This window comes from Acidovorax sp. FHTAMBA, from assembly GCF_038958875.1.
Lineage (GTDB): Bacteria > Pseudomonadota > Gammaproteobacteria > Burkholderiales > Burkholderiaceae_C > Acidovorax.
In genome coordinates, this window is record NZ_CP152407.1 from 3,103,134 (window position 1) to 3,121,948 (window position 18,815).

An 18,815-nucleotide genomic window follows, 5' to 3' on the forward strand; every position below is an offset into this window, starting at 1 on the left:
AATTTTTCATTACTAGGTGAAAAAAAGGCCCGATTCGATCGGGCCTGGAAGCTCTCTGACCGAAGTTACGGGCGCTTCATCTGGCACGACGTGGGCGTGCTGGCCACATAGGGCTCGTAATACTTCACGGGCACGAAGGTGTGACCCGTGTTCTCAGCGTCGAGCGGGTGCTTGGCGTCAACCTTGGACCACTTCGAGATGTACAGGCCCTGCTGCAACTGGTGATCGGTCTTGCGCATTTCGACCTCGCCGTTGTAGCTCTTGAACTTCATGCCCTCCATCGCAGCGGCCACTTTGACGGGATCCGTGGACTTGGCTTTTACAAAGGCCTCGGAGAGCATTGCGTACGCGTGATAAACAGCTCCGGTGTAGAAGTCATCGTTGAACTTCTTCTTGTACTCTGAGACGAGCCGGCTGTATTCGCCCCCCATGTTGGAGTGGGCGTAGGACACCATGTACACGCGACCTGCAGCAGTCGCGCCCATCGCAGTGGGGCTGCCTGTTACAGCGCCGTAATACGTGTAGAAATTGACATTGTTCAGACCCGCATCGTTGGCCGCCTTGATCAACAGGGCCAAGTCTGAGCCCCAGTTACCGGTGATGACGGTGTCAGCGCCTGACTGCTTGATTTTGGCGATATAGGGCGAGAAGTCGCGCACCTGAGCCAAGGGCGAGAGGTCGTCACCCACGATCTGCACGTCGGGGCGCTTGCGCTGCAGCATTTCCTTGGCGTACTTGGACACCTGGTGGCCGTGCGCGTAGTTCTGATTGATCAGATAGACCTTCTTGACCTCGGGCACGTCCTTCATGTAGGTCGTCAGCGCTTCCATCTTCATGGAGGTGTCCGCGTCCAGACGGAAGTGCCAGTAGCTGCACTTGCTGTTGGTGAGATCCGGGTCGACGGCGGCGTAGTTCAGGAACAGGACTTCCTTGCCGGGATTGCGCGCGTTGTGCTTTTCCAGCGCATCCATGATGGCGAGCGCAGGGCCGGAGCCGTTGCCCTGCACCACATAACGCGCGCCCTGGTCCATCGCCGAGCGCAGGGCACTGGTGGTCTCCTGAGGGCTCAGCTTGTTGTCGATGCCGATGATTTCAAATTTGACACCCGCAGCGTTCTTTTTATTGAACTCTTCAGCGAGGAACTGGAAACTCTTGAGCTGGTTGGTTCCAACCGCAGCCATCAGGCCTGAAAGCGGATCGAGCCAGGCAATCTTGACGGTCTCGCCCTTTTGAGCGAATGCACCGCCAGCGCTTGCCAGGATTAGCGAGGCTGCTACAGCCTTAATAGCGAACTTCATGGTCTTGTCTCCTTGTAAATCGACACAACGCAGCGTACCGCGTTGCAACAAAGCGATGCTCAGGGATTGCCCCTAGCAGCGTCGCACACGTGACTGGACCCACGCTCCCCCGAGCGCGCCCCAGCCTGGGGCAGAGCACAGAAACGGCCGTGAAATGCAATCCATCACCTGCTGTGCTCCACCGTGATCACAAGCCCGGAAGCTTGTAGCCCTTGAGCTGCTCGCGCAGTTTGGTCTTGAGCATCTTGCCGGTCGCCCCCAGCGGAATGGCTTCCACAAACACCACGTCATCGGGGAACTGCCACTTGGCGGTTTTGCCCTCGTAAAACGCCAGCAGTTCGTCGCGCGTGACTTCCGTACCGGGGCGCTTGACCACCGCAACAATCGGGCGCTCATCCCACTTTGGGTGGGGCATGCCGACGCAGGCGGCCATTGCAATGGAAGGATGCGCCATGGCAATGTTTTCGATATCGATGGAGCTGATCCATTCGCCGCCGGACTTGATCACGTCCTTGCTGCGGTCGGTGATCTGCATGAAACCGTCGGCGTCAATCGTGGCCACATCGCCCGTGGGGAACCAGCCACGGCCCTGCGCATCCTTGACGAGCGGATTGCCGCCCTCGCCCTTGAAATAGCTGTCCACAATCCACGGCCCCCTGACGAGCAGGTCGCCATAGGTCTTGCCGTCCCAGGGCAGCTCGTTGCCGTCACCACCCACAATCTTCATGTCCACGCCATAGATGGCGCGCCCCTGCTTTTGCAGGATCTTCATCTGATCGTCCTTGGACATGGCCAGATGCTTGTTCTTCAGGGTGCACAGCGTTCCCAGCGGGCTCATCTCGGTCATGCCCCACGCATGCAGAACCTCCACGCCGTAGTCTTCCTTGAAGGCGTGGATCATGGCGGGCGGGCAGGCCGAGCCACCGATGACGGTACGGCGCAGCGTGGAGAACTTCAGGCCCGCCGGCTTCATGTGCCCCAGCATCATCTGCCACACGGTGGGCACGCCAGCGGCGTAGGTGACCTTCTCGGATTCGATCAGTTCGTAGATGGATTTGCCGTCCATCGCCGGGCCGGGGAACACCAGCTTGCAGCCCGTGAGCGCGGCGGAGTATGGGATGCCCCAGGCGTTGACGTGAAACATGGGCACCACGGGCAGCACGGCGTCGCGGGCTGAAAGGCACATCACGTCAGGCAGTGCGGCGGCGTAAGCATGCAGCGTGGTGGAGCGGTGGCTGTACAGCGCGGCCTTGGGGTTGCCCGTGGTGCCGCTGGTGTAGCACATGCTGGATGCAGAGTTCTCGTCGAAATCGGGCCAGGCGTAGTCCGGCGACTGCGCGCCGATCCAGGCTTCGTAGCTCGTGAGGCCAGGGATGCCGGAATCCGCAGGCAGCTTGTCGGCATCGCACAGAGCGACCCACTTCTTCACCGTGGGGCACCGGGAATGTACGGCCTGCACCAGGGGCAGGAACGTCATGTCAAAACACAGCACCTGGTCTTCAGCATGGTTCATGATCCATGCGATCTGGTCCGGGTGCAGGCGCGGGTTCACGGTGTGCAGCACCCGGCCCGACCCGCTCACGCCAAAGTACATCTCCATGTGGCGGTAGCCGTTCCAGGCCAGTGTGGCCACACGGTCACTGAACTGCAGCTTGAGCTCGTCCAGGGCATTGGCCAGCCGCCGAGCACGCGCCCCCAGATCGCGGTACGTGTAGCGATGGATGTCGCCCTCGACACGTCGGGAAACGATTTCAGCGTCGCCATGGTGGCGCTCTGCGAACTCGATCAGCGACGAAATCAGCAACGGTTGGCTCTGCATCAGGCCCAGCATGGGTGCTCCTTGAATGTTGTAGTGGATGGAACAGTCATCGTAGCGCTGTGTGCCGTTCCGTGGTGTCTCCCGGGACACGCGGCCCTACCGCATCTGCGCCCATGACAGGGTTCAGTGTGCGCGTGTGCGGCTTGGCTGCCAACACCTGTCGTCCCGTTGACAAAGGGCAAGGGAATACCCTGAACGTACCAAGCCCAGGAGCGACAATCACGCCCATGCTCAGCCCCGCCCCGCCCCCACTGCGTTTCATCGAAGCCCAGCCCTGGTTTGCAGGGGTTTCCGTGGCCCTGCAGGAGAGGCTGCGCAGCGAGGTGTCCACACAGCACGCCGACAAGGGCTCGGTCATGCTGCCGGCAGGCAGCGCCGTGCAAGGCTGGCACGCAGTGCTCTCGGGCCTGGTGATGCTGCAAAGCCCTGCCAGCCAGGGCCGCGCCTCAGCGTTCATCGGCGTACCTGATGGCGAATGGTTTGGCGAGGGCTCGGCCATGAAACCAGAGCCGCGTCGATACCACGTGATCGCGCTGCGCCCCACCACGCTGCTGTGCCTGCCGCTGCCCCTGTTTGCCACGCTGCGCGAGACCAGCCTGGGCTTCAACCAGTTTCTGGTGCAGCACCTGAACATGCGGCTGGGCCAGGCCATGACGATCATCGAGGCCGGGCGCACGCAATCCCCCGAGCACCGTGTGGCGCTGTACCTGAGCCGCCTGTTCTGGCGCAGCACGCGGCGGCTGAACCTCACGCAGGAGGAACTCGGCCAGCTCGTGGGCCTGTCACGCCAGACGGTGAACAAGGTGCTGCGCGTGCTGGAAAGCAGGGGCATCGTGTCGCTGGACTTCGGCCGCGTGGCCATCGTGGACGACGAAGCGCTGAACGCGCACCTCGCCGCCACGGCGGCACGCTGACACACAGCAGAGTGCACAAGCACGTTCACCCTCATCCCTCTCACTGCACGCTCAGGCGCACGGCCTTCTGGTCGGCGTCGAACACGAGCTGACTGGGCCATGGCGTCCAGTTTTGGTTGACCGTTGCGTTGTTCGGGTTGCCCGTGTGGACGAACGCCCGCAGGCTGTCCATCATCGCGCGCGACAGCGCCAGTCGGCCAGGCTGATTGGCCGTGCTGTTGGTGGCCTTGGCAAAGACCGAAGGCCCAAAGTTGCCGAACAGGAACGGCAGGTCAAACGCATGCGCCGCGCCGTGCACATCGTTCCAGGGCGCCGGTTGCTGGGCCCAGTTGAACTGGTAGCTCCATACCGTGGATTGCTGACTGCGAAGGGTATTGAGCAGGTTGTCGCGGCTCGGATCGATGAACACACTGCCCAGCAGCCGGGTGCGCGCGTTGTAGCCCGTGCCGGGCGCCGTGACCGGCAGGTAAGAGGCATCCAGGATGTCGCCGGCCGTGAGTATGGTGGGGCCATCGGGGTTGAAGTTCTGCATCATCACAAAGCGCTCGGCGTCGGAGATCTTCATGCCCGGCTTGCCGCCCAGCAGCGCCAGGAAAGGCGCAAAAAGCTTGCCCTCCTCGCCCGTGTAGCCAGACAGCACGGGCACCTTGTGGAAGCGGCCAGCGCCTATTTCTGCGATCGGGTCTGCGGGCACCACCACGCCATCAGGGATGGGGCCCGAGCCCGTGAGACCGTTCTTGAGCACCGTCTGCAGCACTACCCGCGCGTCCTTGCCACGCAGGTAGCTGGCTACCTGCGCGGGGGTCCATCCCGCAACGAGCGCCTGTGCATCGGCAAGCGCAGGCGCCAGGCCATCGGCCAGCGCCAGATGCGCCAGCAGCATGCCCGCCTGCGCGGTGTACCGGGAGGCCGGGTTGAGCGTGGGAATCGAACCGGGCGGCAGGTTCGTCGCCAGCGAGATTCCGCCACTGACCGGTAAGAGCTTGTGGAACAACCCCGCAGCCTGGGGCGCGACCAGCAGCGCCAGCGCGTTGATGGCGCCTGCGGACTGCCCCATCAGCGTGACATTGCCAGCATTGCCGCCAAAGCTGGCAATGTTGTTCTGGATGAAGCGAAGTGCCTGCACGTTGTCGAGCAGCGCGTAGTTGCCGGTATAGGGCTGCGTGCCGGTGTGCAGTGGCGGCATCTGGAAGTAGCCCAGAACGTCGAGCCGGTAGTTGGCCGTGACCACGACGGCGTTGGCAGACCGTGCCAGCGCAGCGCCGTCGTAGACGGGATCGGCCGTATAGCCCGAGATGGCACTACCGCCATGCAGGAACAGCAGCACAGGCAGCTTGTCTTGCGAGGTGGCTGGGCGCCAGATATTGAGGGTCAGGCAGTCTTCGCTGCCTACCGGCGTGCCCAGGGTCTCGCCAATCGTGTTGTCAAACCGGTTGTTGGCACCGGGGCCGTAGATGCGGCCCATTTGCAGGCAGGCACTGCCAAAACGCGTGGCGTCACGCTCTCCGGACCAGGCGGCCGGGGCTGCGGGCGGTTGCCAGCGCAGCTCGCCCACGGGTGGCTTGGCAAACGGAACACCTTTCCATGCGTAGGTGCCAGTCACCGCACTGTCGTCCACGCCGCGCAAGGTGCCGTACACCGTCTCGCGCACCTCGGGCGCAGAGCCGGAACCACCGCCGCAGCCCACCATTGCTGCGGCCGAAAACACCGCTCCCAACCATTGCAAACGCCAGCGCGAATCGACCATGTCTTGTCTCCTTGGGGGTTTTCAGGAATGGGTCGGGCCTCTGTCTGCAGTCACACTACGGGCAGGGCACAACCTCGGAGGCGATTGTGGGAACCGGGTGGCGTTTGACTACTATCGCAACTTTGCCAAAACACTGACTTCAGGCCACCACCGCGCGTAAACCCTGATCCGCCATTTCTCCCATTCGCCACTCCATGACTCCCCGCACAAGCTCTGCCGCCTGGGTGCGCGGCATCACCGACATGATGGCCGCCGAAGGCTTGCCTGCTGCCGAGTTATGCGCCGAAGCGGGCATCGATCTGGCATCACTGCAACTGCCACAAACCCGTGTGGACGTGGACAAGATCAGCCGCCTATGGGAGCTGGCGGTGGCACGTTCGGGCAAGGTGGCGCTGGGGCTGTGCCCGCAGCTCACGGCGCGCTACGGCAATGTGGATGTGGTGGGCTACGCGCTGGCGTCCGGCCCCAACCTGTTGGTGGGTTTTCAGCACCTCATACGCCACATGGCGGTGATTTCGGACTGCACCACCTTCGCGCTGGAGCGCGATGTGCGCGGCTACTGGATATCCATCGCGCACATCGGTGCCACCCGCCCCATTCCGCGCCAGCGTGTCGAATACGCGCTGCTAACGCTGTTCACGCTGTGTTGCTGGCTCACGCGCCGCGAGCTTCGGCCTCTGGCGGTGGAGCTGATCACGCCGCAGCCCGCAGCCACCAACGAGTCGCCCTACCACGTAGCGTTTGGCATGCTGCCCCGCTTTGGGCAGGCAACCAACCGGTTTCTGCTGGCCGAGGCTGATCTGTTGGCCGACATACCCACCCACAACCCCAGTCTGTGGGCCCTGCACGAGCGGCTGGTAGAGACCGAACTGGACCACCTGGGCCAGTCTCTCACCAGCACGCGCGTGCGCACCGAGGTAGCCCGCGTCCTGCACCGGGGCGAGCCCCGCCGCGAAGACGTGGCCGCGCGCCTGCACCTGACGGACCGCACGCTGCAGCGGCGCCTGCAGGCCGAATCCGTCAGCTACCAGCAGCTGCTGGACGACACCCGCTGTGAACTGGCACGCCAGTACCTCTGCGACGAGCGCCGAAGCCTGGCCGAGGTGGCCGACCTGCTGGGCTTTGCCGACCAGAGCAACCTGTTTCGGGCCTGCAAGCGCTGGTTTGGCCTCCCGCCGGGCCAGTACCGCGCGCAGGTGCTGTACCCTGAGGCCGAAGGCCAAGGCTCTACCCAGGCCGCATAGGCCGGGCCGTGGTCCAAGGCCCTGCAAGCGCCGGGGCATCCGGGGTGCGAGACAATCCACCCATGAACCTGCCCGCCGAAAGCGTGACCCCCATCGCCGATATCGGCCTGGCCTGGAAGCACGGATTTGCCGCCCTGGGACCGGACTTTTTCACCGAACTGCGCCCCACTCCGCTGCCCGCCCCCCACTGGGTGGGCACCAGCACTGCCGTTGCACAGCTGATCGGCCTGGACGCTGACTGGCTGCAGCGGGACGAAGCCCTGCAAGCCTTCACCGGCAATACGCTGCTTGCAGGCTCTCGGCCCCTGGCCAGCGTCTACAGCGGCCACCAGTTCGGCGTGTGGGCCGGCCAACTGGGTGACGGCCGCGCCATCTTGCTGGGCGAGACCGCTGCGGGCCTCGAAATCCAGCTCAAGGGCGCTGGCCGCACCCCCTACTCCCGCATGGGCGACGGGCGCGCTGTGCTGCGCTCCAGCATCCGTGAATTTTTGTGCAGCGAGGCCATGCATGGCCTGGGCATTCCGACATCGCGCGCACTGTGCATCACCGGTTCGCCCGCACCCGTGCGCCGCGAAGAGGTGGAGACGGCATCCGTAGTGACGCGGGTGGCCCCCAGCTTTGTGCGTTTTGGCCATTTCGAGCACTTTGCAGCCAACGACCTGCAAGCACAGCTCAAGACCCTGGCCGACTACGTTATCAACCGCTATTACCCCGAATGCCGGGACACCCGCGACTTCGGCGGCAACGCGTATGCCGCCCTGCTACAGGCCGTGAGCGAACGCACCGCACACCTGATGGCACAGTGGCAGGCCGTGGGCTTTTGCCATGGGGTGATGAACACCGACAACATGAGCATCCTGGGCCTGACGATCGACTACGGCCCTTTCCAGTTTCTGGACGCCTTTATGCCCGGCCATGTGTGCAACCACAGCGACCACCAGGGCCGCTATGCCTACAACCGCCAGCCCAATGTGGCGTACTGGAACCTGTTCTGCCTGGCGCAGGCCTTGTTGCCGCTGATCGGCGACCCGGAGCTGGCAAAAGCTGCCCTGGAGTCCTACAAAACCGTCTTCCCGGAAGCGTTCATGGCCCGCATGCGCAGCAAACTCGGGCTGGCCCAGGCGCGCGAGCAAGACGCAGAACTGATCGACGGCATCCTGGTGCTGCTGGCCCAGAACGGGGTGGACTACACCATCTTCTGGCGCCGCCTGTCGCACGCGGTGCAGACAAGTGACTTCGAGCTGGTGCGCGACCTGTTCGCCGACCGTTCCGCATTTGACGACTGGATGCTATCATATTCAGAGCTGTTGGCGCTTGATGGTAAAGCGCTGGCGGCCAATTTGATGCTCAATACCAATCCCAAGTTTGTATTGCGCAACCACCTGGGCGAGCAGGCCATCCGCGCCGCGAAACTTGGCGATTTCAGTGAACTCCAAACCCTGCAGCGGCTGCTGGAGCGCCCTTTTGAAGAGCACCCCGGGCACGACGCCTACGCAGCCTTCCCGCCCGACTGGGCCTCCTCCATCGAGATCAGCTGCTCATCATGACCTACCCCGTTCAGAAATCCGATGCCGAATGGCAAGCCATCCTCAAGGACAAGGGCGCCGAGCCCGCCGCCCTGCAGGTGACACGCCACGCCGCCACCGAACGCCCTTTCACCGGCAAATTCGAAGCCCACTGGGCCGATGGCAGCTACCACTGCATTTGCTGCGGTGCGAAATTGTTCGATTCGGTGACCAAGTTTGACGCCGGCTGCGGCTGGCCCAGTTTCTCCGAAGCCATCCCCGGTGCCATCACCGAGATCGTGGACCGCAGCCATGGCATGGTCCGCACCGAGACGGTGTGTGCACAATGCGGGGCCCACCTGGGCCATGTCTTTGACGATGGCCCCGCGCCCACCGGCCTTCGCTACTGCATGAACTCGGCCTCGCTGGATTTCGAGTCCGGCAAGGACTGAGCCCCGAGACCCGCCCCTGAACCCATGAAAATCCTGATCGACTTCTTTCCCATCCTGCTGTTCTTCGGGGCCTACAAGTTCTACGGCATCTATGTGGGCACGGCGGTGCTCATGGCGGCCACCGTGGTACAGATGGGCCTCATTTACGCGATCGACCGGCGTCTGCAGACCATGCACAAGGTCACCCTGGTGCTGATCCTGCTGTTTGGCACCCTCACGCTGGTGCTGCAGGACGACCGCTTCATCAAATGGAAACCCACCGTGCTGTACGGCGCCATGGCCCTGGCGCTGGCTGTGGCCGTGTGGGTCATGAAGAAGAACTTCCTGAAGATGCTTCTGGGCAGCCAGCTGACGCTGCCGGAGGGCGTGTGGCACCGGCTGAACGTCGCCTGGATCGTGTATTGCGCGTTCATGTCGGCCATCAACGCCTATGTGGTCGTCAACTTCAGCACCGAGGCCTGGGTCGATTTCAAGCTCTGGGGCTACGCCTTCCCGCTGGTCTTCCTGGTGGGCCAGGGCATCTATGTGGCGCCCCATATCAAGGGCGACGAGCCTGCAGCCTGAAGGACCACATCACATGAACACCCTCGCCCAGCAAATGCACCAGACCCTGGCGGACCGTCTTGCACCCACCGCCCTGGAGGTGCTTGACGAAAGCGCCGCCCACGCAGGCCATGCCGGGGCCAATGGCACCGGTTTTGGCACCCATTTCCGGGTCCGCATTTCGTCACCTTTGTTTACAGGCAAGCCCCGCGTCGCGCAGCACCGCCTTGTGTATGATGCGCTGCAAGAATTTATTGACCAAGGCGTTCACGCCCTCGCCATTGAAGTTCTCTGAACCGGCCCCAACTCCACAGCTGCCGGATCTCAGCTGGCATACAACCCCTCTTTTTTTGGATTTCGCATGAAGAAACAGCTCCTGTCCGGCCTCGTGGCCGCTGCCGTGCTGGGCACGTTGGCCCTGCCCGTTTCCGCCCAGAATGTCGCCATCGTCAATGGCAAGGCCGTTCCCAAGGAACGTGTCGAAGCGCTCAAGCAGCAAGTGGAGCGTTCGGGCCGCCCTGTGACGCCGGACATCGAAGGTCAGATCAAGGAAGAAGTCATCGCCCGCGAGATCTTCATGCAGGAAGCGCAAAAGCGTGGCCTGGAAGCATCGGCCGATTACAAGGCGCAAATGGAGCTGGCCCGCCAGACCATCCTCATCCGCGAGCTGTTTGCTGACTACCAGAAGACAAACCCGGTGACCGATGCCGAAATCCAGGCCGAGTACGACAAATTCGTTGCCGCCAACAGTGGCAAGGAATACAAGGCCAGCCACATCCTGGTGGAAAAGGAAGCCGACGCAAAAGCGATCATCGCGTCCATCAAGAAGGGCGCCAAGTTTGAAGACATCGCCAAGAAGCAATCCAAGGACCCGGGCTCCGGCGCCAAGGGTGGCGATCTGGACTGGGCCAATCCCGCCAGCTACGTGAGCGAGTTCACGGAAGCGCTCGTCAAGCTCGAAAAGGGCAAGATGACCGAGGCGCCTGTGAAGAGCCAGTTTGGCTGGCACGTGATTCGCCTGGACGATGTGCGCCAGGCCGAACTGCCCAAGCTGGAAGAAGTGAAGCCCCAGGTGGCCCAGCAATTGCAGCAGCAAAAACTGGCCAAATTCCAGGAAGACCTGCGCGCCAAGGCCAAGGTCGAGTAATCTGCACAGAGCATCTGCACAGAGCATCTGCACCGCAGATGCAATGCCACAAAAAAACGCGGCCCAGGCCGCGTTTTTTTGTGGGCGCGCCAGACAGCGCCGGCGAGCCACGGTTGGTCCCAACCTACCCCTGCACGCCCCTGGACATCCAGGCCACCACCATCAGCACCCCGATCATGACCGGCTGGTGCAACATGTAGTAGCTCAAACTCCATTGTCCCAGCGTCGCGAGCGGCCGCAGGCCACCCGGCAGCTTCCATGGAAGCCAATGCTGCCTGCCCCTGGCCATGGCCCACTGGCCAGACGCCAGCCCCCACCACAGCACGCCCAGCCATGGAAACACGGGAACATAGTCCTCTGTGAAAGGCTTGCGAGACACCAGACCCAACCAGTTGAAAGCGCGCCCATTGAACCAGGGTGCAGCCTCGACCCAGGGCCCCGAGAGCAACAGGTGCGCGACAGACGGCAGCGCCAGCGCAACCAGCCCCGCCAGCCACAACCAGCGCCCCCAGCCTGCCGTGCACCGTGCGACAAGCAGCATCACCGCCATGCCATGCAGCACCCCAAAATGGATGAAGCTCTGAGGAAACATCACGAAAGAGCCCGCAGACACCAGCAATGCGCAGCCAGCGATCTGCAACCACCGCCGACCAAAACGAAGCCACCCCTGCCCCTGGTGCAGCGCGATCGCCTGCCCCAGCCCGGCACAGAACAGGAACAGGCTCACGATCACCGTCCGCTGGGACGTCCAGAACGGATCGGCGCGAAAATTCTGGGGCCAGAACCCCAGGTGGCTCAGGTCAAAGCAGAAGTGGAAAACCGTCATCCACACCATGGCCAACCCGCGCAGGGCATCCACGCCCTCGTAGCGCGGTGAGCGCTGCGACGTGGCAAATGAGTCGGTCAACAAAGAGGGCGCACGGTGCATGGCAATACCGTCAAAAGCTGGGCGCGGGCCAGTACCCGCCAGAGGAGCCAATGGTACGCATTTACACGGTCCCGGCTGGCACCAAAGGCCAAACCGATGAACTCGATACAGAGTGGTTGGGGTGCCAAAGAAAAAAGGCCTTGCAGCGTGTGCTGCAAGGCCTTCAGACATTGGTCGGAGCGGCGGGATTCGAACTCGCGACCCTCTGCTCCCAAAGCAGATGCGCTACCAGGCTGCGCTACGCTCCGACAGCTAGTATTCTAACCCGGCAATCACCCTTATTTTGAAGTTCACAAATGCTTTTTGTGATTTTTTAGCACTGCCAGCAAAAAATTCAACGGTTGCTGCTGGAAGGGCCAGGGCCGCGGCCAGCGAGGTGGCGGAATGTGATGCGCCCTTTGGAAAGGTCGTACGGAGACATCTCCAGCGAAACCTTGTCACCCGCCAAAATACGAATGTGGTGCTTGCGCATCTTGCCGCCCGTATAGGCAATGAGCTGGTGACCATTGTCCAGCGTGACGCGAAAGCGCGAGTCAGGCAAGACTTCCGTCACGGAGCCTTGCATTTCAATAAGTTCTTCTTTAGCCATGTTCTGAATCTCTTCCAACAAATATTCTGTGATCGGCGCCTGAACGCTGGATGCACCCACCACGGCACCTACGACGCGGTCGATGGTCGACACGCGGTGCATTGCGGGGCGGTGGGAGTCGCTGCACCCGGGGCGCAGATCAGGCAGAGGGCCGGGGAGACGGCTTCAATGGACAGCATGGGCGCTGTGCAAAGCCTTTCAATTGTACCGCGATGTACTGCGCGTTGCCTATGGCCTTGGTTCAAACCACCGTTACCCGCCCTCTCTGGCGTTGCGAAGGGCGTCAATCACGACCCCGGACCGCCGAGGCAAGGGTACGCACGAGATCCGTCTGTGTGATGACACCTGCGAGGCGCTCTTGCGAATCCACGATCGGGATATGGTGATGTCCGCCCTGGGAGAACAAGGGGACCAGATCCATGGCGTGCTGCGACGTGAGTGCCACCTGAACCGGATGGGTCATGATTTCGCCCACGTCTTTGGGCTGGCTTCCCCGTCCCATCACCAGCGACCGCAAGCGCTGCCCCAGACCTTCGTGCGTGTCCAGATTCGCCAGCCGCATAAAATCCGCGACCGTCACGATGCCGATCACCTGATTCTGCCCGTCCACTACGGGCAGCGCCTTGATTTGCTTGGACCGCATCAATTCCCAGGCTTGTTTCAATGAAACACCGGCCTCCACCGCAAACGGCGGCCGCGACATGATGTCAGCGCAACGCACCTCACCCAAGGTTCGCTGGAACGCGGCACGCCCTGCAAGATGCAAAAGGCCCTCGAGGTCAGCGCGACTGACGTCCAGCACCTGGTTGTAGTGGGCCAGCGCTGCATCCACATCCGAGGCTGTAAAAGCCCCATTCGCCACATCGCCGTCCGCTTCAACGCGCTGGGGGTGCGGATATCTGCGTCCAGTGAGGTTGTTGTACACCACGGCCGTACCCACCAGCACCACAACGTTGAACAGGATGGGAAACGCCGCCAGGTGCCATCCATCCCCCGCGGTCAACACCACATACAGCGCCATGGCCCCGCCCGGCGGATGCAGGCAGCGCAAGGGCACCATCAGGGCAACCGAAAGTCCGACCGCCACGGCACCTGCGAGCGCCATATCGGGAATCGCAGACGAGCAGATGGCTCCAACCAGCGCTGACAAGGTGCTCCCTCCCAGCACCGGCCACGGCTGCGCCAGCGGGCTGGAAGGCATCCCGAAAACCAGCACCGCGCTGGCTCCGAGGGATGCCACCATCCACGGACCTGACCCCGCAGCACCTGCCCACCACCGGCTGAGCACAGCCGTCAAAAGAACGCCGAAGACCGCGCCAGCGATGAAACGTAGCCTTTCACGGCCGTCAATGCCAAGGGGAGCAGGCCAGAAATGCCCCAACCATCTGACTAGGCGCATACGCACTGGAGGCTGGGGTGGGGATGATGTGGAGGGTTGAAAACCGGACATGAAGACAAAATAGAAATAGCGCTGACGTCCTGGGATAGACAGTCTGGGGACAGGCGACGTCCCCGGTGAATAACTGAACGAGCTTTCGCAACCGCAAGTGTCGCCGATGCCTGTCCGCACTCCCACGTCTCGCCCTGATCACCCACACGGCCATCTGCAACCCGCTGCGGGCGATTCGAATTTTTTGCAAGCCTCGACCCGGAGTGGAAACGAGGTTCAATGGATTTTTATGACTTACATTGCATATCACCACTAAAAATGCAGTTGAATTCATAGACACGGAGCAGGTCGAGACACGCAAGGCCACCCTTTGCGCGGGGTGCTCAATGAACAGATGAGGCACTGCTCGAAGCGACGCACCAGATAGGCCGCCAGGCACCGTTGAACCTTGTGAAGACGGGTCCGCCGGTACGGGTAACCCATAGGTATTCACCACAGATTGCTTGGAGTAAATTACTTTAAGCCTAAACAAAGGAGACAGATCCATGACCACCCGCCGCCTCGTTCTCAGCCGCAGCGCCACCCTTGTCGGCGCAGCATCCACAGGGCTGCTGCTGCCCTCCATCGTGCGCGCTCAGAGTGGCAAAGTGCGTGTGGGATTCATGCTGCCCTACACAGGCACCTTTGCCCAGTTGGGGGTGGCGATCGAGAACGGTGTCCGGCTTGCCATCGACCAGCAAGGCGGCAAGCTCGGTGGGCGTGATATTGAATGGTTCAAGGTGGACGATGAATCCGAACCCAGCAAAGGCGTCGAGAACGCCAGCAAGCTGGTCCAGCGTGACAAGGTCGACGTGCTGATAGGCACCGTTCATTCCGGCGTGCAGATGGGCATCCAGAAAGTGGCGCGCGACACCGGCGTGCTCAACCTGATCCCCAATGCGGGCGTTCACGCAGCCACCCGTGCCCTGTGTGCACCCAACGTATTCCGTACGTCGTTCAGCAATTCCCAGCCCACGCTGGCCCTGGGCAAGGCCATGGTGCAAAGGGGCCACAAGAAGGCCGTCTGGATCACCTGGAAGTACGCTGCGGGCGACGAAGCTTTCGAGGGCTTCAAGGACAGCTATACCAAGGCAGGCGGTACGATCGTCAAAGAGCTCGGATTGCCGTTCCCCAATGTGGAGTTCCAGGCGCTGCTCACCGAGATAGCCGCACTCAAGCCCGATGCGGTTGCGTGCTTCTTCGCCGGGGGTGGTGCGGCCAAGTTCATTCGTGACTATGCAGCTGCCGGGCTCAAGGACAAGATTCCGCTGTATGGATCGGGCTTTCTGACCGAAGGGGTGCTGGAGGCTGCAGGCCCGGCGGCCGAAGGCATCATCACCACGATGCACTACAGCGACTCGCTGGACACCCCGCGCAACAAGCAGTTCCGCCTGGAATACGCCAAGGCCTTCCGCAGCCAGCCCGATGTGTACGCCGTGCAAGGCTATGACACCGGTCTGCTGCTGGTGCAGGGTGCCAACGCCGTCAAGGGCGACCTGTCTGCCAAGCCAGCCATCATCAAGGCCATGGAGAGCGCCACCATCGACAGCCCGCGCGGCAAGTGGACGATGAGCAAGGCACACAACCCGGTGCAGGACATCTACCTGCGCCGCGTCGAAAACAAGGAAAACAAGGTGATCGGCATTGCCGCCAAGGCCCTGGCCGACAGCGGTGCCGGCTGCCGCATGGGCTGAGGCGCTCACCCACGGCCCGGGACACGGCGCGTGCTGGACCTCGGGTCCGGCTCGCCCCCAGCTTTGACACAATGCATTGATGGACTGCCGCCAGGGCAGGACTGTCTGCTGTGCGCCCGGACCTTGCGGCCACCTGCCTTCCACCCGATCCTATGTCGCTCAGTACCTACCTGCTCTACTTCGCCGCAGTGGCCCTGCTGGTTCTTTCGCCCGGCCCGACGATGCTCATGTGCATGACCAATTCTCTGCAGTACGGCCCGCGCAAGGCCCTCGCCGCTGCTGCAGGCAGCGTGACGGCAGTGCTGGGCACCATGCTGCTTTCGGCCCTGGGCCTGGGCGCATTGCTGGCGGCATCGGAGACTGCCTTCTGGGTGCTCAAGGCTGCGGGCGCGGCATATCTGATCTGGCTTGGCATCAAGACGTTTCGCGGCCCGACCACGGTGTTTGACAAGATGCCCGCCAGCGGCACACAGGCCAAGGCCGTTGTGCCCGCGCGCAAGCTCTACATCCAGGGTCTGATCGTGGGCGGCAGCAACCCCAAGGCCCTGCTGTTCTTCACGGCGTTTTTCCCCCAGTTTCTGGACCCGACCGCCGCCTTTGCGCCGCAGTTTGCCGTGCTGGCAAGCACCTTTGCAGCTTTTGAATGCACAGTGCTCACGCTTTGTGCACTGGGTGTAGCAAGGCTGGCACCCGTTTTGCGTTCTGGCGCACGCATGCGCTGGTTCAACCGCATCTCGGGCGGCCTGTTCACACTGATGGGCACCCTTTTGCTGGCCACACGCCGCGCCACCTGATCTCCAGTCTGTTTGCCCACCATGGATTTCGCCACCTTTCTGATCCAGCTGCTCAACAGCGTGCAGTACGGGTTGCTGCTGTTCATGCTGGCCGCCGGGCTCACGCTCATATTCGGCATCATGGGCGTGGTGAACCTGGCACACGGAAGCTTTTACATGCTGGGTGCCTACCTTGCGTATTCACTCTCGGGCTACTTTGGCAGCCTCACGCTGGCAATTGTGGGTGGCGCGGCTCTGGCCGTGGTGTTCGGTCTCGCGCTCGAATGGCTGCTGATTCGGCATTTCTATCACCGCGACCACCTCGATCAGGTGCTGCTGACTTTCGGCCTCATCTACATCTTTGAGGAGCTGCGGTCCATCTTGTGGGGTGATGACGTGCACGGTGTCGCCATCCCGGCAGTGCTGGACTGGTCCATACCACTCACCGACACCCTCTCGTACCCGATATACCGCCTGTTCATCTCGGGCGTCTGCATTGCACTGGCGATTGGTTTGTATCTGCTGATCTCCAGAACCCGCCTGGGCATGAAGATTCGCGCTGGAGCTTTCAACCGCGACATGGCCGAATCACTGGGGGTGAACATCAAGCTCATCCACGCCATCGTTTTCGCGCTCGGTGTGGGCCTGGCAGCGGTGGCGGGCATGGTGGCCGCACCCGTCTCCAGCGTCTACCCGAACATGGGTTCGTCGGTGCTCATCATGTGTTTCGTGGTGGTGGTCATCGGCGGCATCGGATCGGTGCGGGGCGCGCTGATCTCCGCCCTGCTTGTGGGGCTGGTCGATACCTTCGGCAAGGTACTGCTCCCCTCCATGGCCGGGATGCTGGTCTACATGCTGATGGCCGCCGTGCTGCTGTGGAAACCCGAAGGCCTTTTCAAACAATGACAGCACACCCCCCGCTTTTTGTTACGCAAACGTTACCCGTTTCTCGACCAGGTTCACCCGCATGAGCACGCCCCGCGCCAATATTGAAGCGCTGCCGCGCAGCGTGCAGTTCGCCCTGGGGCTCGGCCTGGCTGCGCTGCTGTTGTTCCCTGTGGTCGGCACCGACTTCTACGTTCAGATGGTCACGCGCATGATGATCATGGCCATTTTTGCCATGAGCCTGGATCTGCTCCAGGGTGTGACTGGCCTGGTGTCGCTCGGTCACGCCGCCTACTTTGGCGTGGCGGGCTACGCCCTCGCCTTTCTTACCCCTGCGGACATGCCGGTCAGCCTGTGGTGGTCGCTGCCGCTCGCAGTGGCTGTGTCCGGCCTCGTGGCGCTGGTGATCGGGTTCTTTGTGGTGCGCACCCATGGCATCTACTTCATCATGGTCACCATGGCGTTCGCGCAGATGGTCTTCTACCTGTTCTTCGACAACAAGGTGCTGGGGGGATCAGACGGGCTGTACATCAACTTCCGGCCTGATGCGTCCATCCTGGGCTGGCTGCCGTTCGACCTGGAAGGTCGCAAGACGTTTTACTACTTCACCCTGGCGCTGGTCGTGCTGGTCTATGTGCTGCTGCGGCGCCTGTTGTGGAGCCCGCTGGGCCGTGCGCTGGCGGGCATCCGCATCAATGAGCACCGTATGCGCGCGATGGGCTTTGGCACCCGCGGCTACAAGCTCACCGCGTTCACCGTGGCGGGCGCACTGGCGGGCCTGGCTGGATATCTGTGGGGTGCCCAGACAGGCTACGTGAACCCCGAGTTGATGGGCTTTCACATGAGCGCCCACGCCATCATGATGGTCATCCTGGGCGGCATGGGCAACTTTGCGGGCGCCATCGTCGGTGCTTTTGCATTCGAATACCTGTTGCATGTGTTCAAGGACATCACCAAGCACTGGCAGTTGCTGATGGGCGGGTTCATTGTGCTGGTGGTGGTGGCGGCGCCCCGCGGCTTGCTGGGCATGCTGGGGCAGCGCCGGGCCACCCAGGCGACGGAGGACGAGCGCCATGGCTGAGGTATTGCTCTCGGCGCGCCAGCTCACCAAACGATTTGGCGGTCTCGCCGCCGTGAATGGCGTGTCGGTCGAGCTGTGGCGCGGCCGGATCCATGCGGTGATCGGCCCGAACGGCGCGGGCAAATCCACGCTGACCAACCTTCTCTCGGGCGACCTTGTGCCCACGTCGGGCCAGGTGCACCTGGGTGCTACCGAAGTCACTGGCTGGGCGCCCGAGCGCATCTCGCGCCAGGGTTTAGGCCGCAGTTATCAGAAGACCAACATCTTTCTACCGCTCACCGTGCACGAAAACGTGCGCCTGGCCGCCCAGTCGCGCGATGCACAACAGCCCTGGAACCCGTTGCGCTGGTGGCAGGACACCCGCTCAGACACTATAAAAAACAGAGCTACCAACGCACGCCTGGAAAGCGCTATCGAGCTTTCTGGCTTGAAAAACCGGCGCATGGCCATCGCCGGGGCCATGAGCCATGGCGAACAGCGCCAGCTCGAAATCGCAATGACCCTGGCCACCGAGCCCCAGGTGCTGCTGCTTGACGAACCCCTGGCCGGCATGGGCGTGGCCGAGGCCGAGCGCATGGTCGAGCTGCTTCAGCGCCTCAAGCCCGCCCACGCCATCATGCTGGTAGAGCACGACATGGATGCCGTGTTTGCACTGGCCGACCACCTCACCGTGATGGTCAACGGCGAAGTGATTGCGAATGGCACACCGCCCGAGGTGCGCGCCGATGCCATGGTGCAGGCTGCCTACCTGGGTGAGGACCACTGAG

18 protein-coding genes and 1 tRNA gene are annotated in these 18,815 nt (G+C 62.4%); 12 read left to right on the forward strand and 7 right to left on the reverse strand.

All coding sequences use genetic code 11. The annotated features are described in order from the left end of the window. Window positions 1-65: 65 nt before the first annotated feature. Both AAFF19_RS14540 and AAFF19_RS14545 read right to left on the reverse strand, forming a co-directional pair. Window positions 66-1,298, reverse strand: a complete 1,233-nt coding sequence (locus AAFF19_RS14540; RefSeq protein ID WP_008904241.1) for a branched-chain amino acid ABC transporter substrate-binding protein — start codon at window positions 1,296-1,298, stop codon at window positions 66-68. Between the two features lie 187 nt (window positions 1,299-1,485). Continuing rightward, window positions 1,486-3,129: a 3-(methylthio)propionyl-CoA ligase gene (locus AAFF19_RS14545; protein WP_342720454.1), complete on the reverse strand. Its 1,644-nt coding sequence runs from the start codon at window positions 3,127-3,129 to the stop codon at window positions 1,486-1,488. 215 nt (window positions 3,130-3,344) lie between these two features. Between AAFF19_RS14545 and AAFF19_RS14550 the strand changes: the two genes are divergently transcribed. Beyond that, window positions 3,345-4,031 (forward strand): Crp/Fnr family transcriptional regulator, encoded by a 687-nt coding sequence (locus AAFF19_RS14550; protein ID WP_342720455.1) that lies wholly within the window; start codon window positions 3,345-3,347, stop codon window positions 4,029-4,031. A gap of 40 nt (window positions 4,032-4,071) precedes the next feature. On the opposite strand, the gene AAFF19_RS14555 is transcribed toward AAFF19_RS14550, so the two are convergent. Then, window positions 4,072-5,778, reverse strand: coding sequence for a carboxylesterase family protein (locus tag AAFF19_RS14555; protein WP_342720456.1), 1,707 nt, complete (start codon window positions 5,776-5,778; stop codon window positions 4,072-4,074). A 194-nt stretch (window positions 5,779-5,972) separates the two neighbouring features. On the opposite strand from AAFF19_RS14555, the gene AAFF19_RS14560 reads away from it, so the two are divergent. The 6 genes from AAFF19_RS14560 to AAFF19_RS14585 all read left to right on the forward strand — a co-directional run bounded on the left by AAFF19_RS14560 (window position 5,973) and on the right by AAFF19_RS14585 (window position 10,669). Continuing rightward, window positions 5,973-7,022: an AraC family transcriptional regulator gene (locus AAFF19_RS14560; protein ID WP_342720457.1), complete on the forward strand. Its 1,050-nt coding sequence runs from the start codon at window positions 5,973-5,975 to the stop codon at window positions 7,020-7,022. A gap of 62 nt (window positions 7,023-7,084) precedes the next feature. After that, the gene (locus AAFF19_RS14565; RefSeq protein WP_342720458.1) at window positions 7,085-8,569 is read left to right on the forward strand and encodes a YdiU family protein; all 1,485 of its coding nucleotides are present in this window, start codon (window positions 7,085-7,087) and stop codon (window positions 8,567-8,569) included. Next, complete coding sequence (gene msrB / locus AAFF19_RS14570; RefSeq protein ID WP_008904236.1) at window positions 8,566-8,979, forward strand: peptide-methionine (R)-S-oxide reductase MsrB; 414 nt, start codon at window positions 8,566-8,568, stop codon at window positions 8,977-8,979. Before AAFF19_RS14565 ends, msrB begins: the two co-directional genes overlap by 4 nt. Before the next feature lie 24 nt (window positions 8,980-9,003). Beyond that, the gene (locus tag AAFF19_RS14575) at window positions 9,004-9,543 is read left to right on the forward strand and encodes a septation protein A (RefSeq protein ID WP_342720459.1); all 540 of its coding nucleotides are present in this window, start codon (window positions 9,004-9,006) and stop codon (window positions 9,541-9,543) included. 13 nt (window positions 9,544-9,556) lie between these two features. Beyond that, complete coding sequence (locus tag AAFF19_RS14580; RefSeq protein WP_008904234.1) at window positions 9,557-9,817, forward strand: BolA family protein; 261 nt, start codon at window positions 9,557-9,559, stop codon at window positions 9,815-9,817. A 66-nt stretch (window positions 9,818-9,883) separates the two neighbouring features. Beyond that, window positions 9,884-10,669: a peptidylprolyl isomerase gene (locus AAFF19_RS14585; protein ID WP_008904233.1), complete on the forward strand. Its 786-nt coding sequence runs from the start codon at window positions 9,884-9,886 to the stop codon at window positions 10,667-10,669. Between the two features lie 124 nt (window positions 10,670-10,793). On the opposite strand, the gene AAFF19_RS14590 is transcribed toward AAFF19_RS14585, so the two are convergent. The 4 genes from AAFF19_RS14590 to AAFF19_RS14605 all read right to left on the reverse strand — a co-directional run bounded on the left by AAFF19_RS14590 (window position 10,794) and on the right by AAFF19_RS14605 (window position 13,429). Further along, window positions 10,794-11,597 (reverse strand): heparan-alpha-glucosaminide N-acetyltransferase, encoded by an 804-nt coding sequence (locus AAFF19_RS14590; protein ID WP_342720460.1) that lies wholly within the window; start codon window positions 11,595-11,597, stop codon window positions 10,794-10,796. A 171-nt stretch (window positions 11,598-11,768) separates the two neighbouring features. Next, a tRNA-Pro gene (locus AAFF19_RS14595) sits at window positions 11,769-11,845 on the reverse strand. Window positions 11,846-11,931: 86 nt separating this feature from the next. Continuing rightward, window positions 11,932-12,186: a translation initiation factor IF-1 gene (gene infA, locus AAFF19_RS14600; protein WP_008905672.1), complete on the reverse strand. Its 255-nt coding sequence runs from the start codon at window positions 12,184-12,186 to the stop codon at window positions 11,932-11,934. A gap of 283 nt (window positions 12,187-12,469) precedes the next feature. Continuing rightward, window positions 12,470-13,429, reverse strand: coding sequence for an HPP family protein (locus AAFF19_RS14605; protein ID WP_342720461.1), 960 nt, complete (start codon window positions 13,427-13,429; stop codon window positions 12,470-12,472). 692 nt (window positions 13,430-14,121) lie between these two features. Between AAFF19_RS14605 and AAFF19_RS14610 the strand changes: the two genes are divergently transcribed. From AAFF19_RS14610 to AAFF19_RS14630, 5 genes are all read left to right on the forward strand, one after another. Next, on the forward strand, window positions 14,122-15,309 hold the full coding sequence (locus AAFF19_RS14610; protein ID WP_342720462.1) for an ABC transporter substrate-binding protein: 1,188 nt from the start codon (window positions 14,122-14,124) through the stop codon (window positions 15,307-15,309). 152 nt (window positions 15,310-15,461) lie between these two features. Next, entirely contained in the window at window positions 15,462-16,103 is a 642-nt protein-coding gene (locus tag AAFF19_RS14615) for a LysE family translocator (protein WP_008905669.1), read from the forward strand. Between the two features lie 21 nt (window positions 16,104-16,124). Next, complete coding sequence (locus AAFF19_RS14620) at window positions 16,125-16,988, forward strand: branched-chain amino acid ABC transporter permease (RefSeq protein WP_008905668.1); 864 nt, start codon at window positions 16,125-16,127, stop codon at window positions 16,986-16,988. Window positions 16,989-17,049: 61 nt separating this feature from the next. After that, window positions 17,050-18,048 carry a branched-chain amino acid ABC transporter permease gene (locus AAFF19_RS14625; RefSeq protein WP_008905667.1) on the forward strand — a complete coding sequence of 333 codons (999 nt, stop codon included), beginning with the start codon at window positions 17,050-17,052 and terminating at the stop codon, window positions 18,046-18,048. Beyond that, window positions 18,041-18,814 (forward strand): ABC transporter ATP-binding protein, encoded by a 774-nt coding sequence (locus tag AAFF19_RS14630; protein WP_342720463.1) that lies wholly within the window; start codon window positions 18,041-18,043, stop codon window positions 18,812-18,814. Before AAFF19_RS14625 ends, AAFF19_RS14630 begins: the two co-directional genes overlap by 8 nt. Window position 18,815: the final 1 nt, after the last annotated feature.

Coding starts and splice junctions, on each gene's coding strand:
- AAFF19_RS14580 (WP_008904234.1), top strand. CDS start 9,557: ATGAACACCCTCGCCCAGCAAATGCACCAGACCCTGGCGGACCGTCTT.
- AAFF19_RS14575 (WP_342720459.1), top strand. CDS start 9,004: ATGAAAATCCTGATCGACTTCTTTCCCATCCTGCTGTTCTTCGGGGCC.
- AAFF19_RS14625 (WP_008905667.1), top strand. CDS start 17,050: ATGAGCACGCCCCGCGCCAATATTGAAGCGCTGCCGCGCAGCGTGCAG.
- AAFF19_RS14590 (WP_342720460.1), bottom strand. CDS start 11,597: ATGCACCGTGCGCCCTCTTTGTTGACCGACTCATTTGCCACGTCGCAG.
- AAFF19_RS14540 (WP_008904241.1), bottom strand. CDS start 1,298: ATGAAGTTCGCTATTAAGGCTGTAGCAGCCTCGCTAATCCTGGCAAGC.
- AAFF19_RS14615 (WP_008905669.1), top strand. CDS start 15,462: ATGTCGCTCAGTACCTACCTGCTCTACTTCGCCGCAGTGGCCCTGCTG.
- AAFF19_RS14550 (WP_342720455.1), top strand. CDS start 3,345: ATGCTCAGCCCCGCCCCGCCCCCACTGCGTTTCATCGAAGCCCAGCCC.
- AAFF19_RS14585 (WP_008904233.1), top strand. CDS start 9,884: ATGAAGAAACAGCTCCTGTCCGGCCTCGTGGCCGCTGCCGTGCTGGGC.
- AAFF19_RS14610 (WP_342720462.1), top strand. CDS start 14,122: ATGACCACCCGCCGCCTCGTTCTCAGCCGCAGCGCCACCCTTGTCGGC.
- AAFF19_RS14555 (WP_342720456.1), bottom strand. CDS start 5,778: ATGGTCGATTCGCGCTGGCGTTTGCAATGGTTGGGAGCGGTGTTTTCG.
- msrB (WP_008904236.1), top strand. CDS start 8,566: ATGACCTACCCCGTTCAGAAATCCGATGCCGAATGGCAAGCCATCCTC.
- AAFF19_RS14560 (WP_342720457.1), top strand. CDS start 5,973: ATGACTCCCCGCACAAGCTCTGCCGCCTGGGTGCGCGGCATCACCGAC.
- infA (WP_008905672.1), bottom strand. CDS start 12,186: ATGGCTAAAGAAGAACTTATTGAAATGCAAGGCTCCGTGACGGAAGTC.
- AAFF19_RS14545 (WP_342720454.1), bottom strand. CDS start 3,129: ATGCTGGGCCTGATGCAGAGCCAACCGTTGCTGATTTCGTCGCTGATC.
- AAFF19_RS14620 (WP_008905668.1), top strand. CDS start 16,125: ATGGATTTCGCCACCTTTCTGATCCAGCTGCTCAACAGCGTGCAGTAC.
- AAFF19_RS14605 (WP_342720461.1), bottom strand. CDS start 13,429: ATGGTGGCATCCCTCGGAGCCAGCGCGGTGCTGGTTTTCGGGATGCCT.
- AAFF19_RS14565 (WP_342720458.1), top strand. CDS start 7,085: ATGAACCTGCCCGCCGAAAGCGTGACCCCCATCGCCGATATCGGCCTG.
- AAFF19_RS14630 (WP_342720463.1), top strand. CDS start 18,041: ATGGCTGAGGTATTGCTCTCGGCGCGCCAGCTCACCAAACGATTTGGC.